Below are 21,899 nucleotides of genomic sequence, written 5' to 3'. Positions count from 1 at the left end.
GTCCTTGTTACAAGCTACGGATGCTGATGCCGCCACTGTTCCACCTCGGCCAGCAATTCGCGTCGGCGCGAGTCTGTTAGGAAGGCCGACATGACAGAGTTGGCGGCCAAATCGGCCATCTGGGCGGTACTGAATCCGAAGGCCGACCGTACCTGGCGGAAATTCTCGTCTATATAACCGCCGAAATACGCCGGATCGTCCGAGTTTACGGACACGTTCAGGCCGCGCTCCAGCATCCGCGGCAGAGGGTGCTCGGGCAACGTGTCCACGGCTCGCAGCCGCACGTTGGATAGCGGACAGACCGTGAGCGGAACCTGTTCGGCGACGAGCCGCTCCACTAGTGCCTCGTCCTCCATGCACCGGATGCCGTGGTCGATCCTGTCCACCGCCAGCAGATCCAGCGCCTCGCGGATATAGTCCGGCGGCCCCTCCTCTCCTGCATGTGCGACGCATTTGAGGCCCGCTTGTCGGGCCCTCTCGTACAGCGCCACGAAGTTCCCGGGCGGGTTGCCCCGCTCGGCTGAATCCAGGCCGATGCCGATGATCGGTACTTCCATCGCAAGCAAGTCGTCCAGTACGGCGATTGCCTCTTCCGCAGGGCGATCCCGCAGGAATGCGGCTATCAGCTCAGTGCTGATTCCGAATTCGGATTCACTCTTCGCCAACACTTCGGCAACGGCTCCCACCGAGGTGGCCAAGGGGATTCCGCGGGACAGGTGGGCCTGCGGATCCATCATGATTTCCGCGTGGCGGACCCCCGCGGCAGCGGCCCGCGTCAGGTATGCCCTGGTCATGTCGGCGAAATCATCCGCGCTCCGGAGCACGGCCATATTGCTGTAGTACAGGTCCAGGAAGGACTGCAGGTCGATGAATTCATAGTCCCGGCGCAACTCTTCGATATCTCCATACGGCAGCTCGATGCCGTTGCGTTCGGCGAGCCGGAAGATCAGCTCCGGCTCCAGTGTCCCCTCGATGTGGATGTGGAGTTCCACGGTAGGTAGCTCGGTCATTTCGCTCCTCTGCGTCTTCATGCCAGCCGGGTTACCTCGACCTGCACCTTGAGTTCGGACCGGCCGCCGCCGGAGAGTATGCCCTTCAGCGGAGAGACGTCGCGGTAGTCCCTGCCGCGTGCCACGGACACATGAAGGTCGCTGATCGGGCCGGCGTTGGTTGGATCCCAGCTGCGCCATTCTCCGTCCCACCACTCCAGCCAGGCATGGGACTCCCCCGTTACCGCCTCGCCGATCCCCGCGTCGGGCTTGGGATGCAGGTACCCGGAGACGTACCGGGCCGGGATGCCGAGGCCGCGCAGCGCGCCGATACCCAGATGTGCCAGGTCCTGGCAGACTCCTTTGCGGTGGTTCCACACTTCTTCAGCGTTGGACTGCACCCCCGTGACGCCGGGGACATACTGCATCTCCGCCTTCAGCCAAGCCATGAGAGCGTGGCCGGCTTCATGCGGCGGCAGACCATCGGTCAACCCGCGCACCGATCGCAGGACCTCCTCTCCGGGCTCGCTGAGACGCGTCTGGGGGAGCCAATCGGCATAGTCGTCCAGGACCGGATCTGACCGCAGCACGTCCCAGTCCGCTGTTTCCTCCGCTGCCGGAATCCTCTGGCTGCGGTGGACCTCTACCGTGGTCAGCGACGTGACTTCGAGGAAGTCGTGCGCCGTCTGCATGTCGAAGGCCGTCACTCGGGTGCCCCAGTAATCACGGTAATTGCTGACGACGGCACTCGATGGGCTGACCGTCAGGGACGATTCCAGCACCACTTGCTGAGAGTCAGTGAGAGGCGTCATTCGTGCCTCGTTGTAGGAGAGCGTGACGCTGTTGTCGTAGCGGTACCCGGTTCGGTGTTCTATTCGGAGCCGGCTCATGAGACTTCCCCTACCCAGGACAGATCGATGGGCTGGGCGAAGTAGGTCCGGGTGACGGCATCGGAGGCCTGGGCACAGGCCCGCTGGACACGGTCCATGTGCTCGGGCAACTCGGCCAGCAGGTCATCGGGCTGGTGGAACTCCAGGAAGGTGCGGGCTTGGCCGACAATCCTGCGCGCGTCATTGATGAAGCCGATCCGCTGGTAGGAGGGATCCAGCCGCTCAAGGGCCTTTTCCGCGTCGCTGAGCGCGTAGACAATGGATCGCGGAAACAACCTGTCCAGCAGCAGGAACTCCGCGGCCTGTTCTTCACCCGAGGCCCCGCGCCGTGTGCGGAGGAAGGATTCGTAAGCTCCCGCGCAGCGCAGCATATTTACCCAGGACAGCCCGGCAGAGAGCACCCCCTGGGTGGAGAGCATGCGGGCCGTCATATCCGCCCTTTCGAGGCTGCGGCCCAGGGCGAGGAACTGCCAGCTCTCGTCGTGGCTCATGGTGGTATCGGCCAGGCCTTTGATCATGGCGGTGCGTTCCAGCACCCAGTGGCAGAACCGGTAGGTGCCCACCACGTCCTTGCGGTGCTGGCTGAGCCCGTACCAAGTGGTGTTCAGCCCTTCCCAGAGCGTTGAGGAGACGGTCTCGCGCGCCCGGCGGGCGTTTTCGCGTGCGGCCCCGAGCGCACCGGCGATGGAGGTCGGACTCACCCGGTCATAGGCCAGCTTGTTCAGCAGATCACCCAGGCCGAAGTCGTCACTGTCCGGGCGCGAGCCCATGATCCCAAGCAGTTGCCGCGCCACCAGGCGCTGCTCTTCCGGCTGCAACTGGTTCAGCCGCTCCAGATTGACGTCCAGAATGCGCGCCGTGCCATCGGCGCGTTCCACATACCGGCCTATCCAGAACAGGGATTCCGCAATGCGGCTCAGCATCGATTCCTGCCTCCTTGGTTCACTATCACAAAGTCCTTTACTGCTCAGGCTGGCTGCGGGGCCAGTTTGAATCCACGGGCCAGACACTCGCCCGTTCCCGCACCGGCGGGGCAGGCACTACCGCAGGACTGCCGACCGTTTCGACCTGCGCGTCGGGGGAATCATCGGCCAGCACCCAGGTGTCCTTGGACCCGCCGCCCTGGCTTGAGTTGACGATCAGCGACCCCTCCTTCAGCGCCACCCGGGTCAATCCGCCGGGCAGGACCCAGACGTCGTCGCCGTCGTTGATCGCAAAGGGGCGCAGGTCCACATGCCGCGGGCTGAACTGGCCACCGGACATCGTGGGCACCGTGGACAGCTGGAGCACCGGCTGGGCGATCCAGCCGCGGGGATCCTGGAGAACCTTGGCGCGCAGCGTCTCCAGCTCCTCCTTGGTGGCATCGGGCCCGATCACTAGCCCTTTGCCGCCCGAACCGTCCACCGGTTTGACCACCAGTTCATCGAGCCGGTCCAGGACTTCTTCGCGGGCCTGGGGTTCCTCCAGCCGGAAGGTGTCCACGTTGGGGAGGATGGGCTCTTCGCTCAGGTAGTAGCGGATCAGGTCGGGCACGTAACTGTAAACCAGTTTGTCATCGGCGACGCCGTTGCCCACAGCGTTGGCGATGGTCACGTTGCCGGCCCTGGCCGCATTGACGATGCCCGGGCAGCCCAGCACTGAATCGGACCTGAACTGCAGCGGGTCGAGGAACTCGTCGTCAATCCGCTTGTAGATCACGTCCACGCGCTGCTCGCCGCCGGTGGTGCGCATGTAGACGCGGTTGCCACGGCAGATCAGGTCCCGCCCCTCGACCAGCTCCACGCCCATCAACCCGGCCAGCAAGGTGTGCTCGAAATAGGCGCTGTTGAAAACGCCGGGAGTGAGTACGACGACGGTCGGATCCTCTGCGCCGGCAGGTGCGGTTTTGCGCAGCGCCGAAAGCAGCCGCCGGGGGTATTCCTCGACCGGCCGGATGGGCTGCTGCCCGAATGCCTCCGGCAGGCCCTTCGCCATGGCGCGTCGGTTCTCAATCACGTAGCTCACGCCGCTGGGAACGCGGACGTTGTCCTCCAGGACACGGAAGGTGCCGGACTGGTCGCGGACCACATCGATCCCGGCGATATGTACGCGCACGCCGCCGGCGGGATCGAAGCCGTACGCTTCGCGGTGGAAGTTGGCGCTGGAGGTGATGAGCCTGCGCGGAATCACGCCGTCCGCCACCACCGACATCCGGTTATAGACATCGTCCAGGAACGCCTCCAGTGCCCGTACCCGCTGGGTGACGCCGCGCTCGAGAATGTTCCAGTCGGACCCGGAGATGATCCGCGGCACCAGATCCAGCGGAAAGGGGCGTTCCTCACCGGCGAAGTCGAAGGTGACTCCACGGTCCAAAAAGGTACGGGCCATCGAATCGGCCCGCGCAGTGACGTCCGCCAGCGTCAATTCACCCAGCGCGGCCGCTACATGCGCATACTCGGCGCGCGGCAACTGGCCCGCGCCGAACATCTCGTCGAAGGCAGGGCTGCGTTTCGCCGCGGTGGCATAGTCCTCAAACAAGTCCGACATGGCAAAAGCGTTTCACGTATTTGGCTCCGGCACACGCTTTTGCTCCACAACAGCGTGTTCACAGCGGCCCGGTGCACCAGCCGCCGTGGTTAAATGGGCCGGGTGAAGAACGAGAATCTTAGCCGGTCAGAAGCCCTCGGGCGGTCAGAACTGATCGACGTCGAGAGCTACGACGTAGCGCTGGACCTGCGAAGCGTCCTGGACCCGGAGGCAACCGGCTACATTTCCCGCTCCGTCATCACGTTTACGTGCCATGAAACGGGAGCCGGGACCTTTGTGGACTTCATCCACGATGGCATCCACTCGGTCATGTTGAACGGGATCCAGCTGGATCCGGACGCCGTCGTAGACGGCTCGCGTGTCCACCTCGCGGATCTGGCCGCCGAAAACCAGGTCACCATCGTCGGTACTGCCCTTTACAGCCGCAGCGGCGAGGGACTCCACCGGTTCGTGGACCCCGCGGACGGCCGGATCTACCTGTACACGCAGTATGAACCGGCCGATGCCCGCCGGGTCTTCGCCAACTTCGAGCAGCCCGATCTCAAGGCCAGCTTCACCTTCAATGTCGCTGCGCCGTCGGACTGGCAGGTGTCCTCGAACAGCCCGCTGGCCGTGTGTGAGGAGATGGCCTCTACGCCCGGGTTCTCGATCCGGCGCTTTGCCCCGACCGAGCGCATTCCCACCTACATCACCACTGTCCTCGCCGGACCGTACCACTTTGTCGAGGACAGCTGGAAGCGCACCCTTGCGGACGGCACGGAACTGGAAGTCCCGCTGGGTGCCTATTGCCGGGCATCGCTGGCGGAGGCCTTCGATGCGGCGGAAGTTTTCGCGATCACCAAGGCCGGACTGGACTTTTTCCACGAGCTGTTCGAGTACCCCTATCCCTTTGGTAAGTACGAGCAGGCCTTCGTGCCCGAATACAACCTCGGTGCCATGGAAAACCCCGGACTGGTTACCTTCACCGAGACGTACGTCTTCAAATCCCGGGCCACGGATGCCCAGTACCAGGCACGCGGGAACACCATCATGCACGAGATGGCGCATATGTGGTTCGGCAACCTCGTCACGATGCAGTGGTGGGACGACCTCTGGCTCAAAGAATCGTTCGCCGACTACATGGGCTCGCTGGCGCTGGTGGAAGCCACCGCGTGGAAGGACGCCTGGGTCGCCTTCGCCAACCGCCGCAAGGCCTGGGCCTATATGCAGGACCAGCTGCCCACCACGCATCCGATCGTTGCCGACATCCGGGACCTGGAAGCCGCGAAGCAGAATTTCGACGGAATTACCTATGCCAAGGGCGCCTCGGTACTCAAGCAGTTGGTCGCCTACGTCGGCTTCGACGCCTTCATCGGGGCCGCCCGGCAGTACTTCCGGGACAACGCCTACTCGAACACCAGTCTGGACGACTTCCTGACCGTCCTCAGCGACGCCTCGGGGCGGGACATGCGCCGCTGGTCCACACTGTGGCTGCAGACTGCCGGCATTTCCACGCTGGTTCCGGAGATTGAGTACGACGGCGATCGGCTGGCCCGGGTGCGGCTGCTCCAGGATGCGATTGATCCCGTTACCGCCCGCATGGTGGACCGGCCGCACCGGCTCCGGCTCGGATTCTACAACTTCGACGCCGCAGGTGCGCTGGTGCGGACCGATTCAGTGGAGCTGGATCTGGCCGGCAGCGAAACGGACGTTCCGGAGCTGGCGGGGCGGCCCGCCCCAGCGCTGCTGCTGGTCAACGACGATGACCTGACCTACGCCAAGGTTCGGTTCGATGCCGCCTCGCTGCAGACCGTACTCGCTTCCCTGAACAAGATCACCGATCCGTTGTCCCGCGCCCTGTGCTGGTCAGCCTTATGGAACATGACCCGCGACGGTCTGCTGGCACCGGCAGACTACGTTGGCGCCGTGGAACGCTTCGCTCCCGCCGAGTCGGACAATGGCGTGCTGCAGGTGCTGCTCGACGGTGCCAGGACCGCACTGGACCGCTACCTGCCGGCAGCTGAGCGGGCGGTGCAGCGGGAGCGGTTTGTTGACTCCGTTCGACTGCAACTGGGGAAGGCGGCAGGCGGCAGCGACCAGCAGCTGACCTGGGCCCGGTCGCTGGCCGCACTATCCCGCTCGACGCCGCGCTATGCGGGCTACATCGCAGACCTGCTGCACGGCACTGAGAGCGTTGGCGGGCTGACTTTGGACAGCGACCTGCGCTGGCGTTTCTGGCAGGCACTCGCCGCCACCGGCCACGCCACACATGAGCAGCTGGACACGGAGTTGGCGTCGGACCTGACCGCAGCGGGCAGAGCCGGCCACCTGACAGCCATGACAGCGCGTCCCGATCCTGCGGTCAAGGCGCAGGCCTGGGCAGACGCAGTGGCCGGCTCCGAACTGTCCAACCAACTGCTCGATGCGACCATCGACGGCTTTACCGCCGCCGACCATGAACTGTTGGATCCCTTCGTCGAGCCGTACTTCCAAAGCATCGACAGCGTCTGGGCGCAGAAGAGCATCGAGATCGCGAGCCGCATTGTCAGGGGTTTCTATCCCCTCGCCCAGGACCTCGAGCCGGGCACCGAGCCGCGGCAGCACGCCGTCGTTGTCCGGACTGACGAATGGCTGGCCGGCCACAGCGACGCGCCGGCCGCGCTGCGCCGGATCGTCATCGAGCAACGTGACCATCTGCTCCGCGCGCTGACTGTGCAGGGGCGGCAGTTGGTCCAGCCATTCTGATCAGGTTATCCAGGCCATGTTGAGGCGTGAGTCCGGGAGGTAGACGCAGTAAGTCCCTGTCCGGATGGCCCGCTCGAGGTGCTCCGCCAACGGCGGGTCGTGCTCACGAATCCGGTCCATGGCATGGCGGATCGCCCGGGTCACGCTGACGCGGGCGCGTTCGGATGCGGATCCGGCGCGCCGGCCGCGCCCGCTGAGTCCGAAAGCCCGCGATAGCTCGCGGATGAGGAACTCGCGTTCCGCCTCCGCCTGGACAACGCGTCCGCGGTCCCGCATGAGACGGGCCTCGTCGAGGTCCTCATCGATCTCCGCAAGCCGCCGACGATAGGCGTTCTTCGCCTGGTCGTCCAGTACCGCCCCTGCGTCTCCCCCGTCGGAAGACGCGAGCTCGGGATCATGCAGACCCGAATGGACCGCAGCTGGATCAGTCCCGCTCGACACGAGGTCGAGCACGTGGAACTCCCTGCCTGGATGTGCGAGGAGCCGCGCTAGATAGCGAAGTCCCTTCAGATCGCGCAGGGCAACAGTGTTTTCCTCGAACGAGATGAACCAGTAGTCGCCTGTTTGGCGAAAGGAATTGGGCCCGCGTGTGCGCTCTTCTGTTTTATGGCCTGCTCTCAGGATTTCAACGGCGGCATCGGCAGCCGCCAGCTCCAGGCCGGCACTGATTTCATCCCCCGCAGCGCGGTGCGCCTGTGCGAGCCCGGTGCGCGCCAAGGCGACTTCGTAAGGTGCTCCTACCAAGCTCCACAGCTGGACGGCACTCTGGAAGGCACTCTGGGCGCCGGGCACCTCGCCGGCGGCGAGCCGCACTCGTCCGTTCGCCATGGCCGCACTGGCTGACAATGCCCTGCTCTCGAACGATGCGGCTACCTGGACAAGTTCATCGGCGGCGTCACGGGCGGCCACGAGGTCTCCGACCGCCACTTCGATCTCGACCCTCGCGGCCAGCAGCGGAGCCCGGCGAAGTCCGGTGTTCGGCGGGAGTTCCTTGGAAGGGACGGTCAAGGGATGTTCGAGTGAGTCCCGGATGGATGCTGCTGCCAAAGCCACGTCGCCCAGAGCCAGCCGCACAAGGGCGAGTCCCGGTTCCGGATCCCACCCAGTCTGGCGAGCTGCGAGGAAAGCCTCCTCCGCGCCACTTAGATCGCCCAGCTGGTACCGCACGCGGCCCAATTCTGTAAGTGGCCACCCGTACTCGCGCCGAAGATATGGCCGGAGCTCCGCACAGGCCGCCAGGGCCACCTGCTCCGCTTCGGCGGTTGCCCCGCGCAGCCGGAGGATCTGGGCGCGGTGGACACGGCAGCGGCCATGGGTGCTGCCGATACCGTTTCCGTGGCGCCACCGCTCCATGGCCTCCGTCCACTCCTCGGCGAGGTCGTACTGAGCGAGCCCCTGGAGCATGCACACGAGCTCGCAGTAAACCATTCCCGTCGATACGGCATCCAGTTCCCCGGAGACAGCGGCCACCGCGGCTTCGTCGACAAGTATCAGGCCCCGGCGGACGTCCCCCTCCAGAATTACGGCGTGAGCCTCTGCCACCCTGCCGACGGCAGCCGCTGCCGGGTCGCAGATCGATCCCACCTCGAATGCCCGCCCGGCCCATTCGCGTGCGGTGCCGACGTCGCCTATCATCAGGCGCTCGTAGCTCCGGATGACTGCCAGCCAGGCATGGACCGGCGTCTCCTCCTGCCCCACCAAGAGCCGCTCTGCCCGTTTGACCCACCCGCGGATGGGCGCCATCAGAGCAGTATCCATGAGCAGATGCAAGGCGACGCGGGCAGCCGCACCGGCCGCTGCGATCGGGTCGCCGAGGCGCACAGCCTCCGCATGCGCGCGTTCCCATGCCTCGATCGTCACGTCGAGATGACCGGCCGCATAGGCGGCTTCGGCCAGAAGCCCAAGGTCCTGCACCGAAAGCGGGTCGCGCGCGTCCAGTCCGACGAGCAGGTCGTATGCCTGCGACCACTCGCCGCTGGAGTATGCCTCGCGCGCCTGCTCTACCAGCGGCGCTTCCGCGTCGTCGTACATCGTTCACCGATCCGCACATGCCTGCTGAGACCCGGTTCCGGCGTAACACCGGGGGTTACCCCAGTAACAGTGTTCCTCACGCATAGGGGTTTAACAAGCCCGATCCCTGGCCTCGGGAGGCGCCGAGAGCGGATGACGGGTCACTCACAAGGAGCATCAAAATGAACACGAACCAGACGAAGCTGCCATCATCGGGAACGGTGCAGACGAACGGGCAGGTGCTGTATTACGAAATTCACGGAGAAGGACCTGCACTCGTCCTGGTGATGGGAATAGGCTACGACTCGTCGCTCTGGACGCTGGCGCAGGTCCCGGCCCTGTCCACCCAGTTCCGGGTGGTCCTTATCGACAACCGGGACGCGGGCCGCAGCTCGAAAGCCAGCCACCCGTACACCATTGCAGACATGGCAGATGACCTGTCCGGCCTGCTTGACGCGCTGGGGATTGCCCGAACCCACCTGTTGGGGCTTTCCATGGGCGGGATGATTGCCCAGGAATTCGCCCTACGGCACGCCGACCGAGTGGATCGGCTGGTGCTGGCCGGAACGGGAGCTGCGCCGGCTAGGAGCGCCGTCGACCCGATCCAGATCTGGAGCTGGGTCAAGGCGAACGACGCTACGGGGCAGGTGTTTGGCGGGCAGCAGTTCGTGTCGCTGTTCTCCACAGCCTTCCTCCGGAACCACGAGGCTGTGCAGGACACTGCCGCGCTCTTGGCAAGCAATCCGTATCCAATGAGTCCCGAGGCCTACGGGCGGCAGGCAGATGCCTACCTGCAGTTCGACGCCCTGGACCGGCTGGGCGCAATTACGGCACCTACTCTTGTCCTCGTAGGCGAGCAGGACCTGCTGACGCCACCTTGGATAGCACGCGAGGTCGCCGATGCTATCCCCGGCGCACGGTTCGAAGTCATCCGTGGAGACGGGGCCTCGCACGTTGCGGCGATCGAGCGCCCCGACGACTTCAACCGCCTTGTTTCGGAATTCCTTGCGCCGGATGTTCAGGGCACGCGGTTAAGCCATTCGTCGGTGGCGAACTTGGTGGCCGCCAGTTCCTTGGCCGCAGCCAATTCCTCTTCGGAAACCGCGGCTTCCACCGCCCCGTAGCGGTCTTTAAAGGTATCCATCATGGTGGTGATGATCTCGGTGCGCGACAACCCGGTCTGACGGCGCAGCGGATCGACCCGTTTTTTGGCACTGCTGATGCCCTTGTCGGAGATTTTCTCCTTGCCGATCCGGAGCACGTCGGTCATTTTGTCCGCATCGATGTCATAGGACATGGTCACGTGGTGCAGCATGGAGCCGCTCGCCAGCCGCTTCTGCGCAGCCCCGCCGATCTTTCCTTCCGGCGTCGCAATGTCATTGAGGGGCTGGTAGAAGGCTTCAACGCCCACCTTCTTCAATGCGGCCATGGCCCAGGCATCCAGGAACGAGTAGGAGGCTTCGAAGGACAGCCCGTCCACGAGGGTCTGTGGCAGGTACAGGGAGTACGTGATGGCGTTCCCATGCTCCATGAACATCGCGCCGCCGCCGGTGATCCGCCTGACCACCGTGACGCCGTGGCGCTCGGCTCCGTCAGGGTCCACCTCGTTGCGCACCGACTGGAAGCTGCCGATGACCACGGACGGCTCGTCCCAGTCCCACAAGCGCAGGGCCGGCGGCCGTTTGCCTTCGCCCACCCGCCGTGCCAGCACCTCGTCCAGGGCAACGTTGAGGTGGATGGGCAGCGTCTGCGGCCCGATGACCTGCCAATGATGGTCAAGCCAGCCAGTCGCCTTGGCCAAGGCTCGGCGAACTGCCACGGCCACCGCATCGGCCGAAAATCCGAAAAGCACGACGTCGGCCGCCAGCGCGGCGGAAATGGCTGCGGAATACTCGCCGTGACTGGCCTCCGCGGACAGTCCGTTCAGCGCTGAGTTGATGTCCCCCAGAGCCTCGTCCGGTTCCAAGAAGAAGTCGCCGCTGATCGAGACATTGGCCAGCCGGCCATCAAGGACGTCGAGGTCGGCGACAACCAGCTTGCCGCCGAGGACCTTGTATTCACCGTGCCGGTGTTCTGACATCTGCGCTCCCTGTATTCCACGCCTACCAACTCAACGTTTCAGTCTTACCACCGCGGGAGGCCATGCGCGAAAGCGGGGCAGGTCAGCTGCGCAGGGTCTTCATTGCCCCGGCCCAGGCGATGACCTGGTCGAAGAGCGGCGTGAGGGCCTCGGTGGCCTCGTCCGTGGGGACGAAGTCCTGGTCGTCGTCGAATTCATCGTCGAAGGGCAGGAAGACCTGGGCCCTGACGTCGGCCAACTGGAGTTCGGCCGCGATCCCGCGGAGGTGTTCGACCACGCGGGTGCCGCCGGCGCTGCCGTAGCTGACAAATCCGGCCGACTTGTTGTTCCACTCGGCGTAGAGGAAATCGATGGCGTTCTTCAGGGCGCCGGGAACCGAATGGTTGTATTCCGCGGTGACGAAAATGTAGCCGTCGAACGGGGCAATCTTCGCCGACCAGGCCTTGGTGTGGTCCTTGCTGTACTGCCCGGTGGACGGCGGCAGCGGCTCATCGAGCAGAGGCAGGTTCTGCTGGGCGACGTCGACCAACTCGAACTCGGCATCGGTGCGCTGGCGGGCGTGCTCATAGACCCAGTTGGCCACTGGCGAGCCGGTGCGGCCGGGGCGCGTGCTGCCGAGAATGATCGCGATTTTCAACATGGCGGACTTCTCCATTCGACGAAGGCGGTTCAGTCGTGCTCGTGGCTGCGGCACGGTGGGCCTAGTCGCATCCTAACCTTCCAAGGGCGTGAGGGTCCGGTTAAAGCGCGAATGCCCGCACCAGAACGGTACGGGCATTCGCGGAAGCTGCGGGCGAAGAATTACTTCTTGCCGAAGCCCTTGAAGCGTGCGTTGAAGCGCTCCACGCGGCCGGCGCTGTCCATGATGCGCTGCTTGCCTGTGTAGAACGGGTGCGATTCGGAGGAGATTTCAACCTCGATCAGCGGGTAGGTGTTGCCGTCTTCCCACTCAACAGTCTTGTTGGAACCAACAGTGGACTTGGTCAGGAAGGAAACGCCGGACGCCAGATCGCGGAAAACAACCGGGGCGTACTTCGGGTGAATATCAGACTTCATTGTGTAACCTTTGATCGCGCCCCTGGATTTTGCCAGCGGCTTTAAGGATTGGAAAGAGAGCAGTCCACACAGGACCAGCAATAAACACTACCGTATCCAAGCCCACACGTCGAAACCGGACGGCCGCCCGGCTTGGCAGCGGGCCTTTCGCGGCACGGGTCCATGCTCCGGACCATTTCAGTCGTGGCGGCAGGCCCAGAAAGCCACCGCACTGGCGGCGGCCACGTTGAGGGAGTCCACGCCCGCGCGCATGGGGATCATGATTTTCAGATCGACGCCGGCCAGGGTCTCCGGCAGCATGCCCGCGCCTTCGGTCCCCAAGACGAGAGCGAGCTTGTCGAAATCGCGTGACTCGAGTTCATCGAGGGTGATGGCATCCTCGGTAAGTTCCAGCGCCGCCGTCGTAAATCCTTCCTGGCCCAGCAGGGTGAGTTCGCCCGGCCAGTCGTCCAGCCGTGCCCACGGGATCTGGAAAACCGTACCCATGCTCACCCGGATGCTCCGGCGGTAGAGCGGGTCCGCGCAGCGGGGGCTGATCAACACCGCGTCCATGCCCATGGCGGCGGCGGAACGGAAAATGGCACCGACATTGGTGTGGTCCACGATGTCTTCCAGCACCACCACGCGGCGGGCGCCGGAGAGAACCGCGGCCACCGGCAGCGGGGCAGGGCGGTTCATCGCGGCCATGGCACCGCGGTGCAGGTGGAAGCCGGTGATCGCTTCCAGGACCTCGGGCGCGCCGACAAAGACCGGGACATCCGGGAACTGCGTGATCACATCCTCCAGGTCCGCCAACCATTTCTCGGCCAGGAAGAAAGACCTCGGGGTGTGGCCGGCGGCGATGGCCCGGCGCAGCACCTTGGAACTCTCCGCGATGTACATGCCTTCGGCCGGTTCGCGGCGCCGGCGCAGGGCGGTGTCGGTCAACTGGGTGTAGTCGGCTACGCAGGGATCTTGGGCCGAGGACAGGTAGTGCAGGTTCATGCGATGAGGTTCGAGATCATCACGTAGAGCGCCACGAGGCCGAGGACAACGATGATGCCCCGCAGGACAATAGGCTTGAGCCGACGGCCGACGGCGGAGCCGATCAAGGCGCCGATGAGGGAGCTGACCGCGATGATGAGCACCACCCACCAGTCGATCCGGTCGAATGCGAAAATCATGTAGGAGATGGCGGCAATGATGTTGACGCCCAGCACCAGCACGTTCTTCATGGCGTTCGCCTGCTGGATCGTGCCGTGCAGGAACACACCAAGGATCCCGACCAGCAGGACGCCTTGGGCGGCGACAAAGTAGCCGCCGTAGACGCCGGCGAAGTAGACCAGGAACAGCAGCACCCACGGGTGGCTCTTCTCCCGGGCCTGGGCGGCCTCGCGTTCACGCACCCACTTCTGCAGCCGGGGCTGGAAGACCACGAACAGCAGGGCGATCACGATCAGGAACGGGGCGGCGTATTCAAAGACTGCCTCGGGCAGGTTCAGCAGCAGGGCCGCTCCGGTGATGCCGCCGAGCAACGAGGCAGGCAGCAGGACCTTGAGCGTGCTGCGGAGCCCGGAAAGTTCACGCCGGTAGCCGTAGACTCCCCCGACGTTGCCGGCGATCAGACCCATGGCATTGGAGATGGTCGCCGTCACCGGGGCGAAGCCTAGAGCCACCAGGACGGGGAAGGTGACCAGCGTGCCGGAACCGACAATGCTGTTGATCGTTCCGGCCCAGAGCCCGGCCAGGGCAATGATTCCAGCCTGCAGTAAATCCATTTAGGGGCAGAGCTTAACCGCGCCGTGCGACGGCGGTGTACCGGCCGCCGTCTTCCTTGAGCTCAAGCGGCAAATCGAAGGCCGAGCTGAGGTTCTCTTCGGTCAGGACTTCGGCAATGGGGCCCTGCGCCACCACGCCGCCCTCGCGCAGGAGCATGGCATGGGTGAAGCCCGGCGGAACTTCTTCGAGGTGGTGGGTGACCAGGACCAGGGCCGGAGCTTCCTCGTCTGCGGCCAGTTCGCTCAGTCGCTGCACCAGGTCCTCGCGGCCTGCCAGATCCAGTCCGGCGCCCGGCTCATCCAGCAGCAACAGTTCCGGATCAGCCATCAGTGCACGGGCGATCTGCACGCGCTTGCGTTCGCCTTCGCTCAGGGTGGCGAACGGGCGGTTCAGGAAGGTGGACATGCCCCACTGGTTCAACAGCCGGAAGGCGCGGCGTTCGTCCATCTTTTCGTACTGCTCGCGCCAGCGGCCGGTGACACCGTAGGACGCCGTCACCACGACGTTGAGGACCGTTTCATGCTCGGGTATCTGGTTGGCCAGCGCCGCCGACGCCAATCCGATCCGGGGCCGCAGCTCAAAAACATCCACCGAGCCCATGGTCTCTTCCAGGATGCCGGCTTCGCCCTTGGTAGGATGGAGACGAGCACCGGCGATCTGCAGCAGCGTAGTCTTGCCAGCACCGTTCGGACCGAGAATAACCCAGCGCTCACCGTCCTTGACCTGCCAGTCGACGCTGTCAAGCAGGGTTTTGCGCCCGCGGACAACGCTGACTCCGGCAAATTCAAGAACATCGCTCATAGGAGTAGACATTAGGCTAAAAGCCGTAGCATTCGCCAAACGCTACGCCGGTTAGCGATGATGGGATCCGGCACATTTCCCCGTTGTTTATCCGTCCGGCCCCGCCGTGAAGACAAGGATCCACCCCGCATGCTCTCGCTTTTCCGCGTTGTTTCCTACGGCGTCGAACTCCCCGACGATTATCTTGCCGCCGTCCAGCACGCCGTGTCCAAGGCCGGCGGGGACATTGTGGAACTGGAAAACTTCAACAACGACCGCTTCCGGGCCACCGTACTGACCGTCGGGTACGACGGCGATATCGCCGCCGGCCTCTCGGCGTTGCGGGCGGCGGTAAAACCCGTGATCACCGAGTCGTTGGGAACGGCAGTCATGCCGTCCGAACTGGCGGGACCACACCGCAAGCTGCTGATCATGGACGTGGACTCCACACTGATCAAGCAGGAAGTGATCGAGATGCTGGCCGAGCATGCCGGCAAGGGTGCAGAGGTCGCCGCCGTGACCGAGGCGGCCATGCGCGGCGAACTGGACTTTGCCGAGAGCCTGCACGCGCGTGTGGAGACACTGCGGGACCTGCCCTTGGACGTAACCGACCGGGTCCGGGAGAAGGTTCAACTCTCTGACGGGGCGGCCGAGCTCGTGGAGGCATTCCTGGACGCAGGCCACGTGGTCGCGGTGGTATCCGGCGGCTTCAGCCAAATCCTCGATCCGCTGGCCTCTGAGCTTAAACTCACCTACTGGCGGGCCAACCTGCTGGGCTCCGCGGAGGGTGCGCTGACCGGGCGGGTGGATGGCGCCGTCGTCGACCGGGCCGCCAAAGAAGCCTCGCTGCGCGAGTGGGCCCAGGTGGAAGACATCGATCTGGCGCACACCATCGCGATTGGTGACGGTGCCAACGACCTCGACATGCTGGCAGCCGCCGGCCTTGGCGTGGCCTTCAACGCCAAACCGGCCGTCCGCGAGGCCGCCGACGCCGCGATCAACATTCCTTATTTGGACGTCGTCAGGCTCTTCGCCGGTGTCTAGGCGGTTTCAAGGGGCTCGGGGTCTCGCCTGCGGGACTGCCTGGGAATCAGTTTAAACGGCCGGCGGCTGCCGCGGAAGTATTCCGCTGCAGCCGCCGGCTCAGGTTCCGGTGGAGGGACTCAGGCTTGGGCGTTCTGGAACCAGTCGGCTCCGCCGACCAGCTCCGTGTGCCCGGAAGGAACGTCCGCCGTCGCCATCCTGGCAATCTCCACGGCAAACTCCTCGACCGAATACAGCTTGCCCGCCGCCTCGCGACGGGCCTCGATGGCCCCGGGTGCCGCGCGGTCCAGCAGAGTAGCGGTCACTGTGCCTTCGATCATGTCGCCGGAGACGACTACCAGCGAGATGCCCTTTTCCGCCAGCGCCGGCAGTTCGGCCCGCAAGGCGTCCTCGCCGGCCCGCTTGCTCCGGGCCACCGGCTCATACTCGGGCATCGTGGGGACAGTGTCGATGAAGTGTGCCTGGTGGCTGGTGACGAAGACGACTCGCGAACCCGAGGGCATGACGTCCACGGCGGCCCTGAGCATGTTCACCTGGGCGTCGCGGTTCAGGCGCATGGCGTAGTCCTCACCCAGTCCGGTTTCCATGCCGCCGGACGCATTGAGGACCAGCAGGTCCAGTCCGCCGAAGTTTTCCTTGGCCGCGTCGACCAGCGCCTGCGCGCCTTCCGGCACGGTGAGGTCCGCCCCGACCGCCACAGCGCGGCCGCCGGCTTCTTCGATCTGCGTGACTACCTTGTTGGCACGCGGCGCCTTCTGGCGGTAGTTGATGACCACGGAAGCGCCTTCTGCGGCGAGGTTCTTCGCTACGTCTGCGCCGATCCCGCGGGACGATCCCGTCACGATGGCCGACTTGCCTTCCAGTGCACCCATGGCTGCTCCTCAATTTTTGCGGGGGACTCCCCTGCGCTTCCTTGTAGGAAACGCTTAACGGTAATGGTTGTCTGCTTCCATACTGCCAGTACGTGAAGCCGGACCTGTTGTAGGAAACCGACAAACTGCAGCCGAAGCCGCCTGGCCGCTGCTAATGCCCCATGCCGAGGCCGCCGTCAACGGGGATGACGGCGCCGGAGATGTAGGCGGCCTCGTCGCTGGCGATCCAGCGGACCACATTGGCCACCTCCTCCGGTTCGGCGAAGCGGCCGGCAGGAATGCTGGCAAGATAGCTCTTCTGGGTATCCTCGGGCAGTTCGGCCGTCATGTCCGTATTGACGAACCCGGGGGCCACCACGTTGGCGGTGATGCCGCGCGAACCGAGCTCGCGGGTCAGCGACCGCGCCATGCCGACCAGGCCGGACTTTGACGCTGCGTAGTTGATCTGGCCGGGGGAACCGTACAGGCCGACAACGGAGGAGATCAGGACAACGCGGCCCTTGCGCAGCCGGATCATGCCCTTGGAGGCCCGTTTGATGACGCGGAAGGCGCCGCCAAGGTTCGTGTCCACGACATCGGTAAAATCGTCCTCGCTCATCCGCAGCAGCAGCGTGTCGCGGGTGATGCCGGCATTTGCCACAACTACTTCTACCGGACCATGGGCGGCCTCAACCTCTGTGAAAGCTGCGTCAAGGGAGGCGGTATCGGTGACGTCGGCCTTGACGCCCAGCAGACCCTCGGGAACGTCACCGCTACGATAGGTGATGGCTACCTTATCGCCGTTGGCCAGGAAGGACTTGGCAATGGCCAAGCCGATCCCGCGGTTGCCGCCCGTGACCAGGACGCTTCGCCCGGTCTGCTGTTCGTTGCTCACATTTACCTCCGTTGAACGCGGTTTATTTCTAAAGAATCCTAGCCCTCTGCCGGCTGCGGGCCCGCATGTGACCATGGCCATCCCAGCCATCCCGGCCACGGACTTCGTCTGGGTTCCGGCACGTGGGAGAATTGAAGTGGGTCTATGGAGCGTGATGAATAAGCAGCCAGATGATGATCGGGAAGTCCTCAGCATTACGGATGTCCCCGAAAGCCACACGGACGAGATGCACCGTCGGATGGTCAAGTATTCCCTTGCGATGGGAATCCGCTTGGCCTGCCTTCTGCTGTTCTTTTTCATCGACGGCTGGGCCAGATGGCTCTTTGTGGCCGGAGCAGTCTTCCTGCCTTGGATCGCGGTCGTCATTGCCAATGGTGGCAGCGACCAGAGCAATCTCAAGCACAGCGATGCGTTGCTGGACCATGCACCCGCCGGCGAACTGGAATCTGCGGAAGCCGCTGCGAAGGCCGCGGAACCCGTGGTGGTGCCCGGCGAGATCGTGGATGAGGAACAGGAAGCAGGCACGTCCGCACCCGGCGAAGGACCGGAACGGGCAACCGGCTCGGAAACGGTTCACCGGCGTGCGGGACCTGCCGCACCGGTTCATGACAGCTATGAGGTCTTCGAGGGCAATCTGAGCCCGGTGACGAAGCGCCGGAAGGACGAAAGCGCCGCGTGAGTATTTTTGACCAGCTGTCCGGGGGCGGGCAGCCAATGCCGGCTGAGACGGTGTGTTCCAGAAAGGGCTGCCGCGCTGCCGCGGACTGGCAGGTGAGGTGGAACAACCCGAAAATCCACACGCCCGAACGGCGGAAGATCTGGCTGGCCTGCGAAGACCACCGCGGCTGGCTGGAGGACTATCTCAAGCTGCGCGGGCTGTGGTGCGATACCCAGCCACTGGCCGCTCCGGTAGAGGGAAGCTAGCTGATGTACCGTTTTCTATTCAGCGCGAAGTGGCTGGGCTGGCTCCTTCTGGTCGCGTTGCTCGCTTCCGTCTGTGTTCTCCTGGGCAACTGGCAGATGGACCGCAGGGACCAGGCCCACGACGTTGTTACCGCGATTGAATCCAATTACGACGCCGACCCTGTCGATTTTGAGACCGTGCCGGATATCTTCGCCGAAGCCGACGACGCCGATGAGTGGACGCCCGTGGTCCTGCGTGGCGAGTACGACGAAGCTGGCCAGCGGGTGGTGCGCAACCGCCCACTCAACGGCCGACCCGGATACGAGGTCCTAGTCCCATTGAAGCTGGTCTCGGGGCCGGCGGTCATTGTCAACCGCGGCTGGTTGCCCATTGGCAATAATGTGGCCGGCCGCCCAGATACGGTTCCGGCAGCCCCGGAGGGTGATGTCACCGTCGTCGCACGGGTTAAGCCGGGTGAGTCATCAGTGGACCGCGGTGCTCCGGAGGGGCAACTGGCATCGATCCAGTTGGACGAGTATGCAGCCGAGCTGGACTACCCGGTCTTCACGGGCGGCTACGGCTTGATGGCGGCGGAAAATCCCGCCCCCGCTGAGCGTCCCGTCCTCATGCCCAAGCCGGCGATCGATGAGGGCCCGCACCTGTCCTACTCCATGCAGTGGTACGCCTTCGGTGTGCTGTTCTTCGTCGGCTACGGCTATGCCGCCCGGCAGCAGGCAATAATGGACCGGCTGCAGGAGGAAGATGAAGAAGCGGGCTATCACGAGGCCAATCCCGCTCCGCGGCCGGCCGCGCAGAAGCGTTCCCGCAAGCGTCCCAGCGCCGAAGAAGAAGAAGACGCCGTGCTGGACGCCCAGGGATTCCGCACGGATGGCTCCCTGCTGAGCGAGCGGGACTGAGCCCGCCGCCAGCAGCCGTCAGCGCTACGCGAGCGTGACCAGGTCCAGGTAGCTCTCGTTCCAGAGGTCCTCCACGCCATCGGGCAGCAGGACAACGCGCTCGGGGTTCAGCGCTTCCACTGCCCCCTCGTCGTGGCTTACCATGACCACCGCGCCGCTATAGTTGCGCAGCGCGCCCAGGATCTCGGCGCGGCTGGCAGGATCGAGGTTGTTGGTGGGCTCGTCGAGCAGCAGTACGTTGGCCGAGGACGCAACAATGGTGGCCAGCGCCAAACGGGTCTTCTCCCCGCCGGAGAGTACGCCGGCAGGCTTGTTGACGTCGTCGCCGGAGAACAGGAACGAGCCCAGGATGTTGCGGACTTCGGCGTCCTGCAGATCCGGGGCAGCCGTGCGCATGTTTTCCAGCACGCTGCGTTCGGTATCGAGCGTTTCATGCTCCTGCGCGTAGTAGCCGATCTTCAGCCCGTGCCCGGGAATGACTTCGCCGGTGTCCGGTGAATCCACCCCGGCGAGCATCCGCAGCAGTGTGGTCTTACCCGCACCGTTCAGTCCGAGAATCACAACCCTGGAACCGCGGTCAATCGCCAGGTCCACATCGGTGAAGATTTCCAATGAGCCATAGGACTTGCTCAGTCCCTCAGCCGTCATCGGGGTCTTGCCACAGGGAGACGGGTCCGGGAAACGCAGCGCCGCGACCTTGTCGCTGGCACGCACGGCATCCAGTCCGCTGAGCAGCCGCTCGGCCCGCTTGGCCATGTTCTGCGCTGCAACGGCCTTGGTGGCCTTGGCACGCATCTTGTTGGCCTGGTCCATCAGGACCCCAGCCTTCTTCTCCGCATTCGCACGCTCACGCTTGCGGGCGCGCTCATCGGTTTCGCGCTGCAGCTGGTAGCGCTTCCAGTTCATGTTGTAGATGTCGATGGTCGCGCGGTTGGCATCGAGCAGGAAGACCTTGTTGACGGTGGCTTCGAGCAGCTCGGTGTCGTGGCTGATTACGATCAGTCCGCCGTGATGGTTCTTCAGGAACTCGCGAAGCCAGCTGATGGAATCGGCGTCCAGGTGGTTAGTGGGCTCATCCAGCAGCATGGTGTCGGCGCCGGAGTACAGGATGCGGGCCAGTTCAACACGGCGGCGCTGGCCGCCGGAAAGGGTTTTGAGCGGCTGGTTCAGGATCCGCTCCGGCAGCGCGAGGTTGGAGGAAATCGCGGCCGCCTCCGCCTCCGCAGCATAGCCGCCACCCGCAAGGAACTCGGCTTCGAGCCGGTCGTAGCTGCGCATGGCCTTGGCCTGGACGTCCGGATTCTCGCTGGCCATGTCGGCCTGCGCGGCGCGTAGCTTGCCGGAGACGATATCCAGTCCGCGGGCAGAAAGAATCCGGTCTCGTGCCAACTGGTCCATGTTCGGTGTCCGTGGGTCCTGCGGCAGGTAGCCAATATCTCCGCTACGGGTGACCTGGCCTGCTGCCGGAATGCCCTCGCCGGCGAGAACCCGGGTCAGGGTCGTTTTGCCTGCTCCGTTGCGGCCTACCAGCCCGATCTTGTCGCCCTTGTCCACACGGAATGACACCGCGTCCATGAGCAGACGGGCTCCAGCGCGCAGCTCAAGATCATTAACGGTAATCACAGGTGGGACCTCTCCAAAGGGGATATAAGGGAATATGCAGTACAAGATGCTGCAGAAATCAGCCTTTCCAGTCTACCGGCCCGTATGACTTCGGAGGAAACCTACAACCGTTCCCCGCTTCGCAGGCGCTATTCTCGTTAGCTGAGGACAGACATGTTGTCCTCATGCCACAGAAGGAGCTTTCAATGTCGAAGCAGTCCGCCCACCATCGGAACCCCGCAACCTCCGGTATTGTCGGCGGCTCCCCCGCTGCCGACGAAAGCCCGGCGCGCCGCCGCTCCTGGAACGGCACCGACCTGGCTCTCATCGGCGTCTTCGCCGCCCTGACTGCCGCATCGATTGCCGTTCCCCCGATCCCGGCCGGCAACATTCTCGGTGTGCCCATAACGCTCCAGACCATGGTGGTTGCCTTGGCCGGACTCGTCCTCGGCGGCGCCCGCGCGTTCGCCGCGGTGGGATTGTATGTTCTGCTTGGCCTGGTCGGCCTGCCCATTTTCGCCGGCTACCAGGGCGGTCTGGGCGTGCTGGCGATGGGTTCGGCCGGCTACCTGCTTTCCTTCCCCTTCGCGGCTGCGCTCATCGGAGTGCTGGCGCGGCCGGCGCTCCGGCGGGTCCGCAAGCTGACCACGGTGACCACGCTGTGGTTGTTCGCGGCGGCCACAGCAGGCACGGTCCTGACGCATCTGTGCGGGATCGCCGGCATGATGCTCAACGGCCAGCTGGCCTTCGGCGCTGCGCTGGTTGCCGACCTGCCGTTCGTCCCCGGGGATCTGGTCAAGAACGCCGCGGCGGCTGCAATCGCCGTCGGCATCCACAAAGCCTTCCCTGATCTGCTTCGCCGGCCACGCTGAC

21 protein-coding genes are annotated in these 21,899 nt (G+C 64.5%); 7 read left to right on the top strand and 14 right to left on the bottom strand.

Annotated features, from left to right (window positions below; all coding sequences use genetic code 11):
• Window positions 1–14: 14 nt before the first annotated feature.
• Genes J5251_RS14625 through J5251_RS14610 form a run of 4 tightly spaced genes read right to left on the bottom strand, consistent with a single transcriptional unit; the run spans window position 15 to window position 4,405 of the window.
• Entirely contained in the window at window positions 15–1,010 is a 996-nt protein-coding gene (locus J5251_RS14625; RefSeq protein WP_244250681.1) for an adenosine deaminase, read from the bottom strand.
• Window positions 1,011–1,027: 17 nt separating this feature from the next.
• The gene (locus J5251_RS14620; protein ID WP_139003576.1) at window positions 1,028–1,879 is read right to left on the bottom strand and encodes a transglutaminase family protein; all 852 of its coding nucleotides are present in this window, start codon (window positions 1,877–1,879) and stop codon (window positions 1,028–1,030) included.
• Window positions 1,876–2,802, bottom strand: coding sequence for an alpha-E domain-containing protein (locus J5251_RS14615; RefSeq protein WP_139003577.1), 927 nt, complete (start codon window positions 2,800–2,802; stop codon window positions 1,876–1,878). Before J5251_RS14615 ends, J5251_RS14620 begins: the two co-directional genes overlap by 4 nt.
• A gap of 37 nt (window positions 2,803–2,839) precedes the next feature.
• Window positions 2,840–4,405 carry a circularly permuted type 2 ATP-grasp protein gene (locus J5251_RS14610; RefSeq protein WP_208574412.1) on the bottom strand — a complete coding sequence of 522 codons (1,566 nt, stop codon included), beginning with the start codon at window positions 4,403–4,405 and terminating at the stop codon, window positions 2,840–2,842.
• Between the two features lie 102 nt (window positions 4,406–4,507).
• Between J5251_RS14610 and pepN the strand changes: the two genes are divergently transcribed.
• On the top strand, window positions 4,508–7,129 hold the full coding sequence (pepN, locus tag J5251_RS14605) for an aminopeptidase N (RefSeq protein WP_208574411.1): 2,622 nt from the start codon (window positions 4,508–4,510) through the stop codon (window positions 7,127–7,129).
• Here pepN and J5251_RS14600 read toward each other — a convergent pair whose 3' ends face one another.
• Window positions 7,130–9,160 (bottom strand): hypothetical protein, encoded by a 2,031-nt coding sequence (locus J5251_RS14600; RefSeq protein WP_208574409.1) that lies wholly within the window; start codon window positions 9,158–9,160, stop codon window positions 7,130–7,132.
• A 161-nt stretch (window positions 9,161–9,321) separates the two neighbouring features.
• Between J5251_RS14600 and J5251_RS14595 the strand changes: the two genes are divergently transcribed.
• Window positions 9,322–10,263 (top strand): alpha/beta fold hydrolase, encoded by a 942-nt coding sequence (locus J5251_RS14595; protein WP_208574407.1) that lies wholly within the window; start codon window positions 9,322–9,324, stop codon window positions 10,261–10,263.
• Here the strand turns inward: J5251_RS14595 and J5251_RS14590 are convergent.
• From J5251_RS14590 to J5251_RS14565, 6 genes are all read right to left on the bottom strand, one after another.
• The gene (locus tag J5251_RS14590) at window positions 10,158–11,219 is read right to left on the bottom strand and encodes a lipoate--protein ligase family protein (protein ID WP_208574404.1); all 1,062 of its coding nucleotides are present in this window, start codon (window positions 11,217–11,219) and stop codon (window positions 10,158–10,160) included. The genes J5251_RS14595 and J5251_RS14590 overlap by 106 nt on opposite strands.
• 82 nt (window positions 11,220–11,301) lie before the next feature.
• Window positions 11,302–11,859 carry an NADPH-dependent FMN reductase gene (locus J5251_RS14585; RefSeq protein ID WP_139003583.1) on the bottom strand — a complete coding sequence of 186 codons (558 nt, stop codon included), beginning with the start codon at window positions 11,857–11,859 and terminating at the stop codon, window positions 11,302–11,304.
• Between the two features lie 161 nt (window positions 11,860–12,020).
• On the bottom strand, window positions 12,021–12,275 hold the full coding sequence (locus J5251_RS14580; RefSeq protein ID WP_074702428.1) for a type B 50S ribosomal protein L31: 255 nt from the start codon (window positions 12,273–12,275) through the stop codon (window positions 12,021–12,023).
• 177 nt (window positions 12,276–12,452) lie between these two features.
• Window positions 12,453–13,259: a TrmH family RNA methyltransferase gene (locus J5251_RS14575; protein WP_208574402.1), complete on the bottom strand. Its 807-nt coding sequence runs from the start codon at window positions 13,257–13,259 to the stop codon at window positions 12,453–12,455.
• A complete protein-coding gene (locus J5251_RS14570) occupies window positions 13,256–14,032 on the bottom strand; it encodes a sulfite exporter TauE/SafE family protein (protein WP_139003585.1) in 777 nt (258 codons plus the stop codon). The genes J5251_RS14575 and J5251_RS14570 overlap by 4 nt, the downstream gene beginning before the upstream one ends.
• Window positions 14,033–14,045: 13 nt before the next feature.
• A complete protein-coding gene (locus J5251_RS14565; protein ID WP_139003586.1) occupies window positions 14,046–14,834 on the bottom strand; it encodes an ABC transporter ATP-binding protein in 789 nt (262 codons plus the stop codon).
• Between the two features lie 129 nt (window positions 14,835–14,963).
• On the opposite strand from J5251_RS14565, the gene serB reads away from it, so the two are divergent.
• Window positions 14,964–15,857 carry a phosphoserine phosphatase SerB gene (gene serB / locus J5251_RS14560; protein ID WP_139003587.1) on the top strand — a complete coding sequence of 298 codons (894 nt, stop codon included), beginning with the start codon at window positions 14,964–14,966 and terminating at the stop codon, window positions 15,855–15,857.
• Between the two features lie 119 nt (window positions 15,858–15,976).
• On the opposite strand, the gene J5251_RS14555 is transcribed toward serB, so the two are convergent.
• Window positions 15,977–16,729, bottom strand: a complete 753-nt coding sequence (locus tag J5251_RS14555) for an SDR family oxidoreductase (RefSeq protein WP_139003588.1) — start codon at window positions 16,727–16,729, stop codon at window positions 15,977–15,979.
• 151 nt (window positions 16,730–16,880) lie between these two features.
• Complete coding sequence (locus J5251_RS14550) at window positions 16,881–17,603, bottom strand: beta-ketoacyl-ACP reductase (RefSeq protein WP_139003589.1); 723 nt, start codon at window positions 17,601–17,603, stop codon at window positions 16,881–16,883.
• Between the two features lie 154 nt (window positions 17,604–17,757).
• Here J5251_RS14550 and J5251_RS20620 point away from each other — a divergent pair, with 154 nt between their 5' ends.
• The 3 genes from J5251_RS20620 to J5251_RS14535 are packed head-to-tail and all read left to right on the top strand — an operon-like array spanning window position 17,758 to window position 19,424.
• Window positions 17,758–18,282, top strand: coding sequence for a DUF3099 domain-containing protein (locus tag J5251_RS20620; RefSeq protein WP_208574401.1), 525 nt, complete (start codon window positions 17,758–17,760; stop codon window positions 18,280–18,282).
• On the top strand, window positions 18,279–18,527 hold the full coding sequence (locus tag J5251_RS14540) for a hypothetical protein (RefSeq protein WP_431188525.1): 249 nt from the start codon (window positions 18,279–18,281) through the stop codon (window positions 18,525–18,527). Before J5251_RS20620 ends, J5251_RS14540 begins: the two co-directional genes overlap by 4 nt.
• 3 nt (window positions 18,528–18,530) lie before the next feature.
• A complete protein-coding gene (locus J5251_RS14535; RefSeq protein WP_208574399.1) occupies window positions 18,531–19,424 on the top strand; it encodes an SURF1 family cytochrome oxidase biogenesis protein in 894 nt (297 codons plus the stop codon).
• Window positions 19,425–19,448: 24 nt separating this feature from the next.
• Here J5251_RS14535 and abc-f read toward each other — a convergent pair whose 3' ends face one another.
• The gene (gene abc-f, locus J5251_RS14530; RefSeq protein WP_139003592.1) at window positions 19,449–21,047 is read right to left on the bottom strand and encodes a ribosomal protection-like ABC-F family protein; all 1,599 of its coding nucleotides are present in this window, start codon (window positions 21,045–21,047) and stop codon (window positions 19,449–19,451) included.
• A 185-nt stretch (window positions 21,048–21,232) separates the two neighbouring features.
• On the opposite strand from abc-f, the gene J5251_RS14525 reads away from it, so the two are divergent.
• On the top strand, window positions 21,233–21,898 hold the full coding sequence (locus J5251_RS14525) for a biotin transporter BioY (RefSeq protein ID WP_139003593.1): 666 nt from the start codon (window positions 21,233–21,235) through the stop codon (window positions 21,896–21,898).
• The last annotated feature ends 1 nt before the right edge of the window (window position 21,899 follow it).

Origin of the sequence: Arthrobacter crystallopoietes, assembly GCF_017603825.1 — a bacterium.
GTDB lineage: Bacteria > Actinomycetota > Actinomycetes > Actinomycetales > Micrococcaceae > Crystallibacter > Crystallibacter crystallopoietes_B.
This window is presented reverse-complemented; position numbering and strand designations above follow the sequence as displayed.

What these genes read in the sequence shown, in the direction of transcription:
- J5251_RS14610 (WP_208574412.1), bottom strand. Translation starts at nt 4,405, where the DNA reads ATGTCGGACTTGTTTGAGGACTATGCCACCGCGGCGAAACGCAGCCCT.
- J5251_RS14585 (WP_139003583.1), bottom strand. Translation starts at nt 11,859, where the DNA reads ATGTTGAAAATCGCGATCATTCTCGGCAGCACGCGCCCCGGCCGCACC.
- J5251_RS14570 (WP_139003585.1), bottom strand. Translation starts at nt 14,032, where the DNA reads ATGGATTTACTGCAGGCTGGAATCATTGCCCTGGCCGGGCTCTGGGCC.
- J5251_RS14590 (WP_208574404.1), bottom strand. Translation starts at nt 11,219, where the DNA reads ATGTCAGAACACCGGCACGGTGAATACAAGGTCCTCGGCGGCAAGCTG.
- J5251_RS20620 (WP_208574401.1), top strand. Translation starts at nt 17,758, where the DNA reads ATGAATAAGCAGCCAGATGATGATCGGGAAGTCCTCAGCATTACGGAT.
- J5251_RS14595 (WP_208574407.1), top strand. Translation starts at nt 9,322, where the DNA reads ATGAACACGAACCAGACGAAGCTGCCATCATCGGGAACGGTGCAGACG.
- J5251_RS14565 (WP_139003586.1), bottom strand. Translation starts at nt 14,834, where the DNA reads ATGAGCGATGTTCTTGAATTTGCCGGAGTCAGCGTTGTCCGCGGGCGC.
- J5251_RS14620 (WP_139003576.1), bottom strand. Translation starts at nt 1,879, where the DNA reads ATGAGCCGGCTCCGAATAGAACACCGAACCGGGTACCGCTACGACAAC.
- J5251_RS14525 (WP_139003593.1), top strand. Translation starts at nt 21,233, where the DNA reads ATGTCGAAGCAGTCCGCCCACCATCGGAACCCCGCAACCTCCGGTATT.
- J5251_RS14555 (WP_139003588.1), bottom strand. Translation starts at nt 16,729, where the DNA reads ATGGGTGCACTGGAAGGCAAGTCGGCCATCGTGACGGGATCGTCCCGC.
- J5251_RS14625 (WP_244250681.1), bottom strand. Translation starts at nt 1,010, where the DNA reads ATGACCGAGCTACCTACCGTGGAACTCCACATCCACATCGAGGGGACA.
- serB (WP_139003587.1), top strand. Translation starts at nt 14,964, where the DNA reads ATGCTCTCGCTTTTCCGCGTTGTTTCCTACGGCGTCGAACTCCCCGAC.
- J5251_RS14575 (WP_208574402.1), bottom strand. Translation starts at nt 13,259, where the DNA reads ATGAACCTGCACTACCTGTCCTCGGCCCAAGATCCCTGCGTAGCCGAC.
- J5251_RS14615 (WP_139003577.1), bottom strand. Translation starts at nt 2,802, where the DNA reads ATGCTGAGCCGCATTGCGGAATCCCTGTTCTGGATAGGCCGGTATGTG.
- J5251_RS14600 (WP_208574409.1), bottom strand. Translation starts at nt 9,160, where the DNA reads ATGTACGACGACGCGGAAGCGCCGCTGGTAGAGCAGGCGCGCGAGGCA.
- J5251_RS14535 (WP_208574399.1), top strand. Translation starts at nt 18,531, where the DNA reads ATGTACCGTTTTCTATTCAGCGCGAAGTGGCTGGGCTGGCTCCTTCTG.
- J5251_RS14580 (WP_074702428.1), bottom strand. Translation starts at nt 12,275, where the DNA reads ATGAAGTCTGATATTCACCCGAAGTACGCCCCGGTTGTTTTCCGCGAT.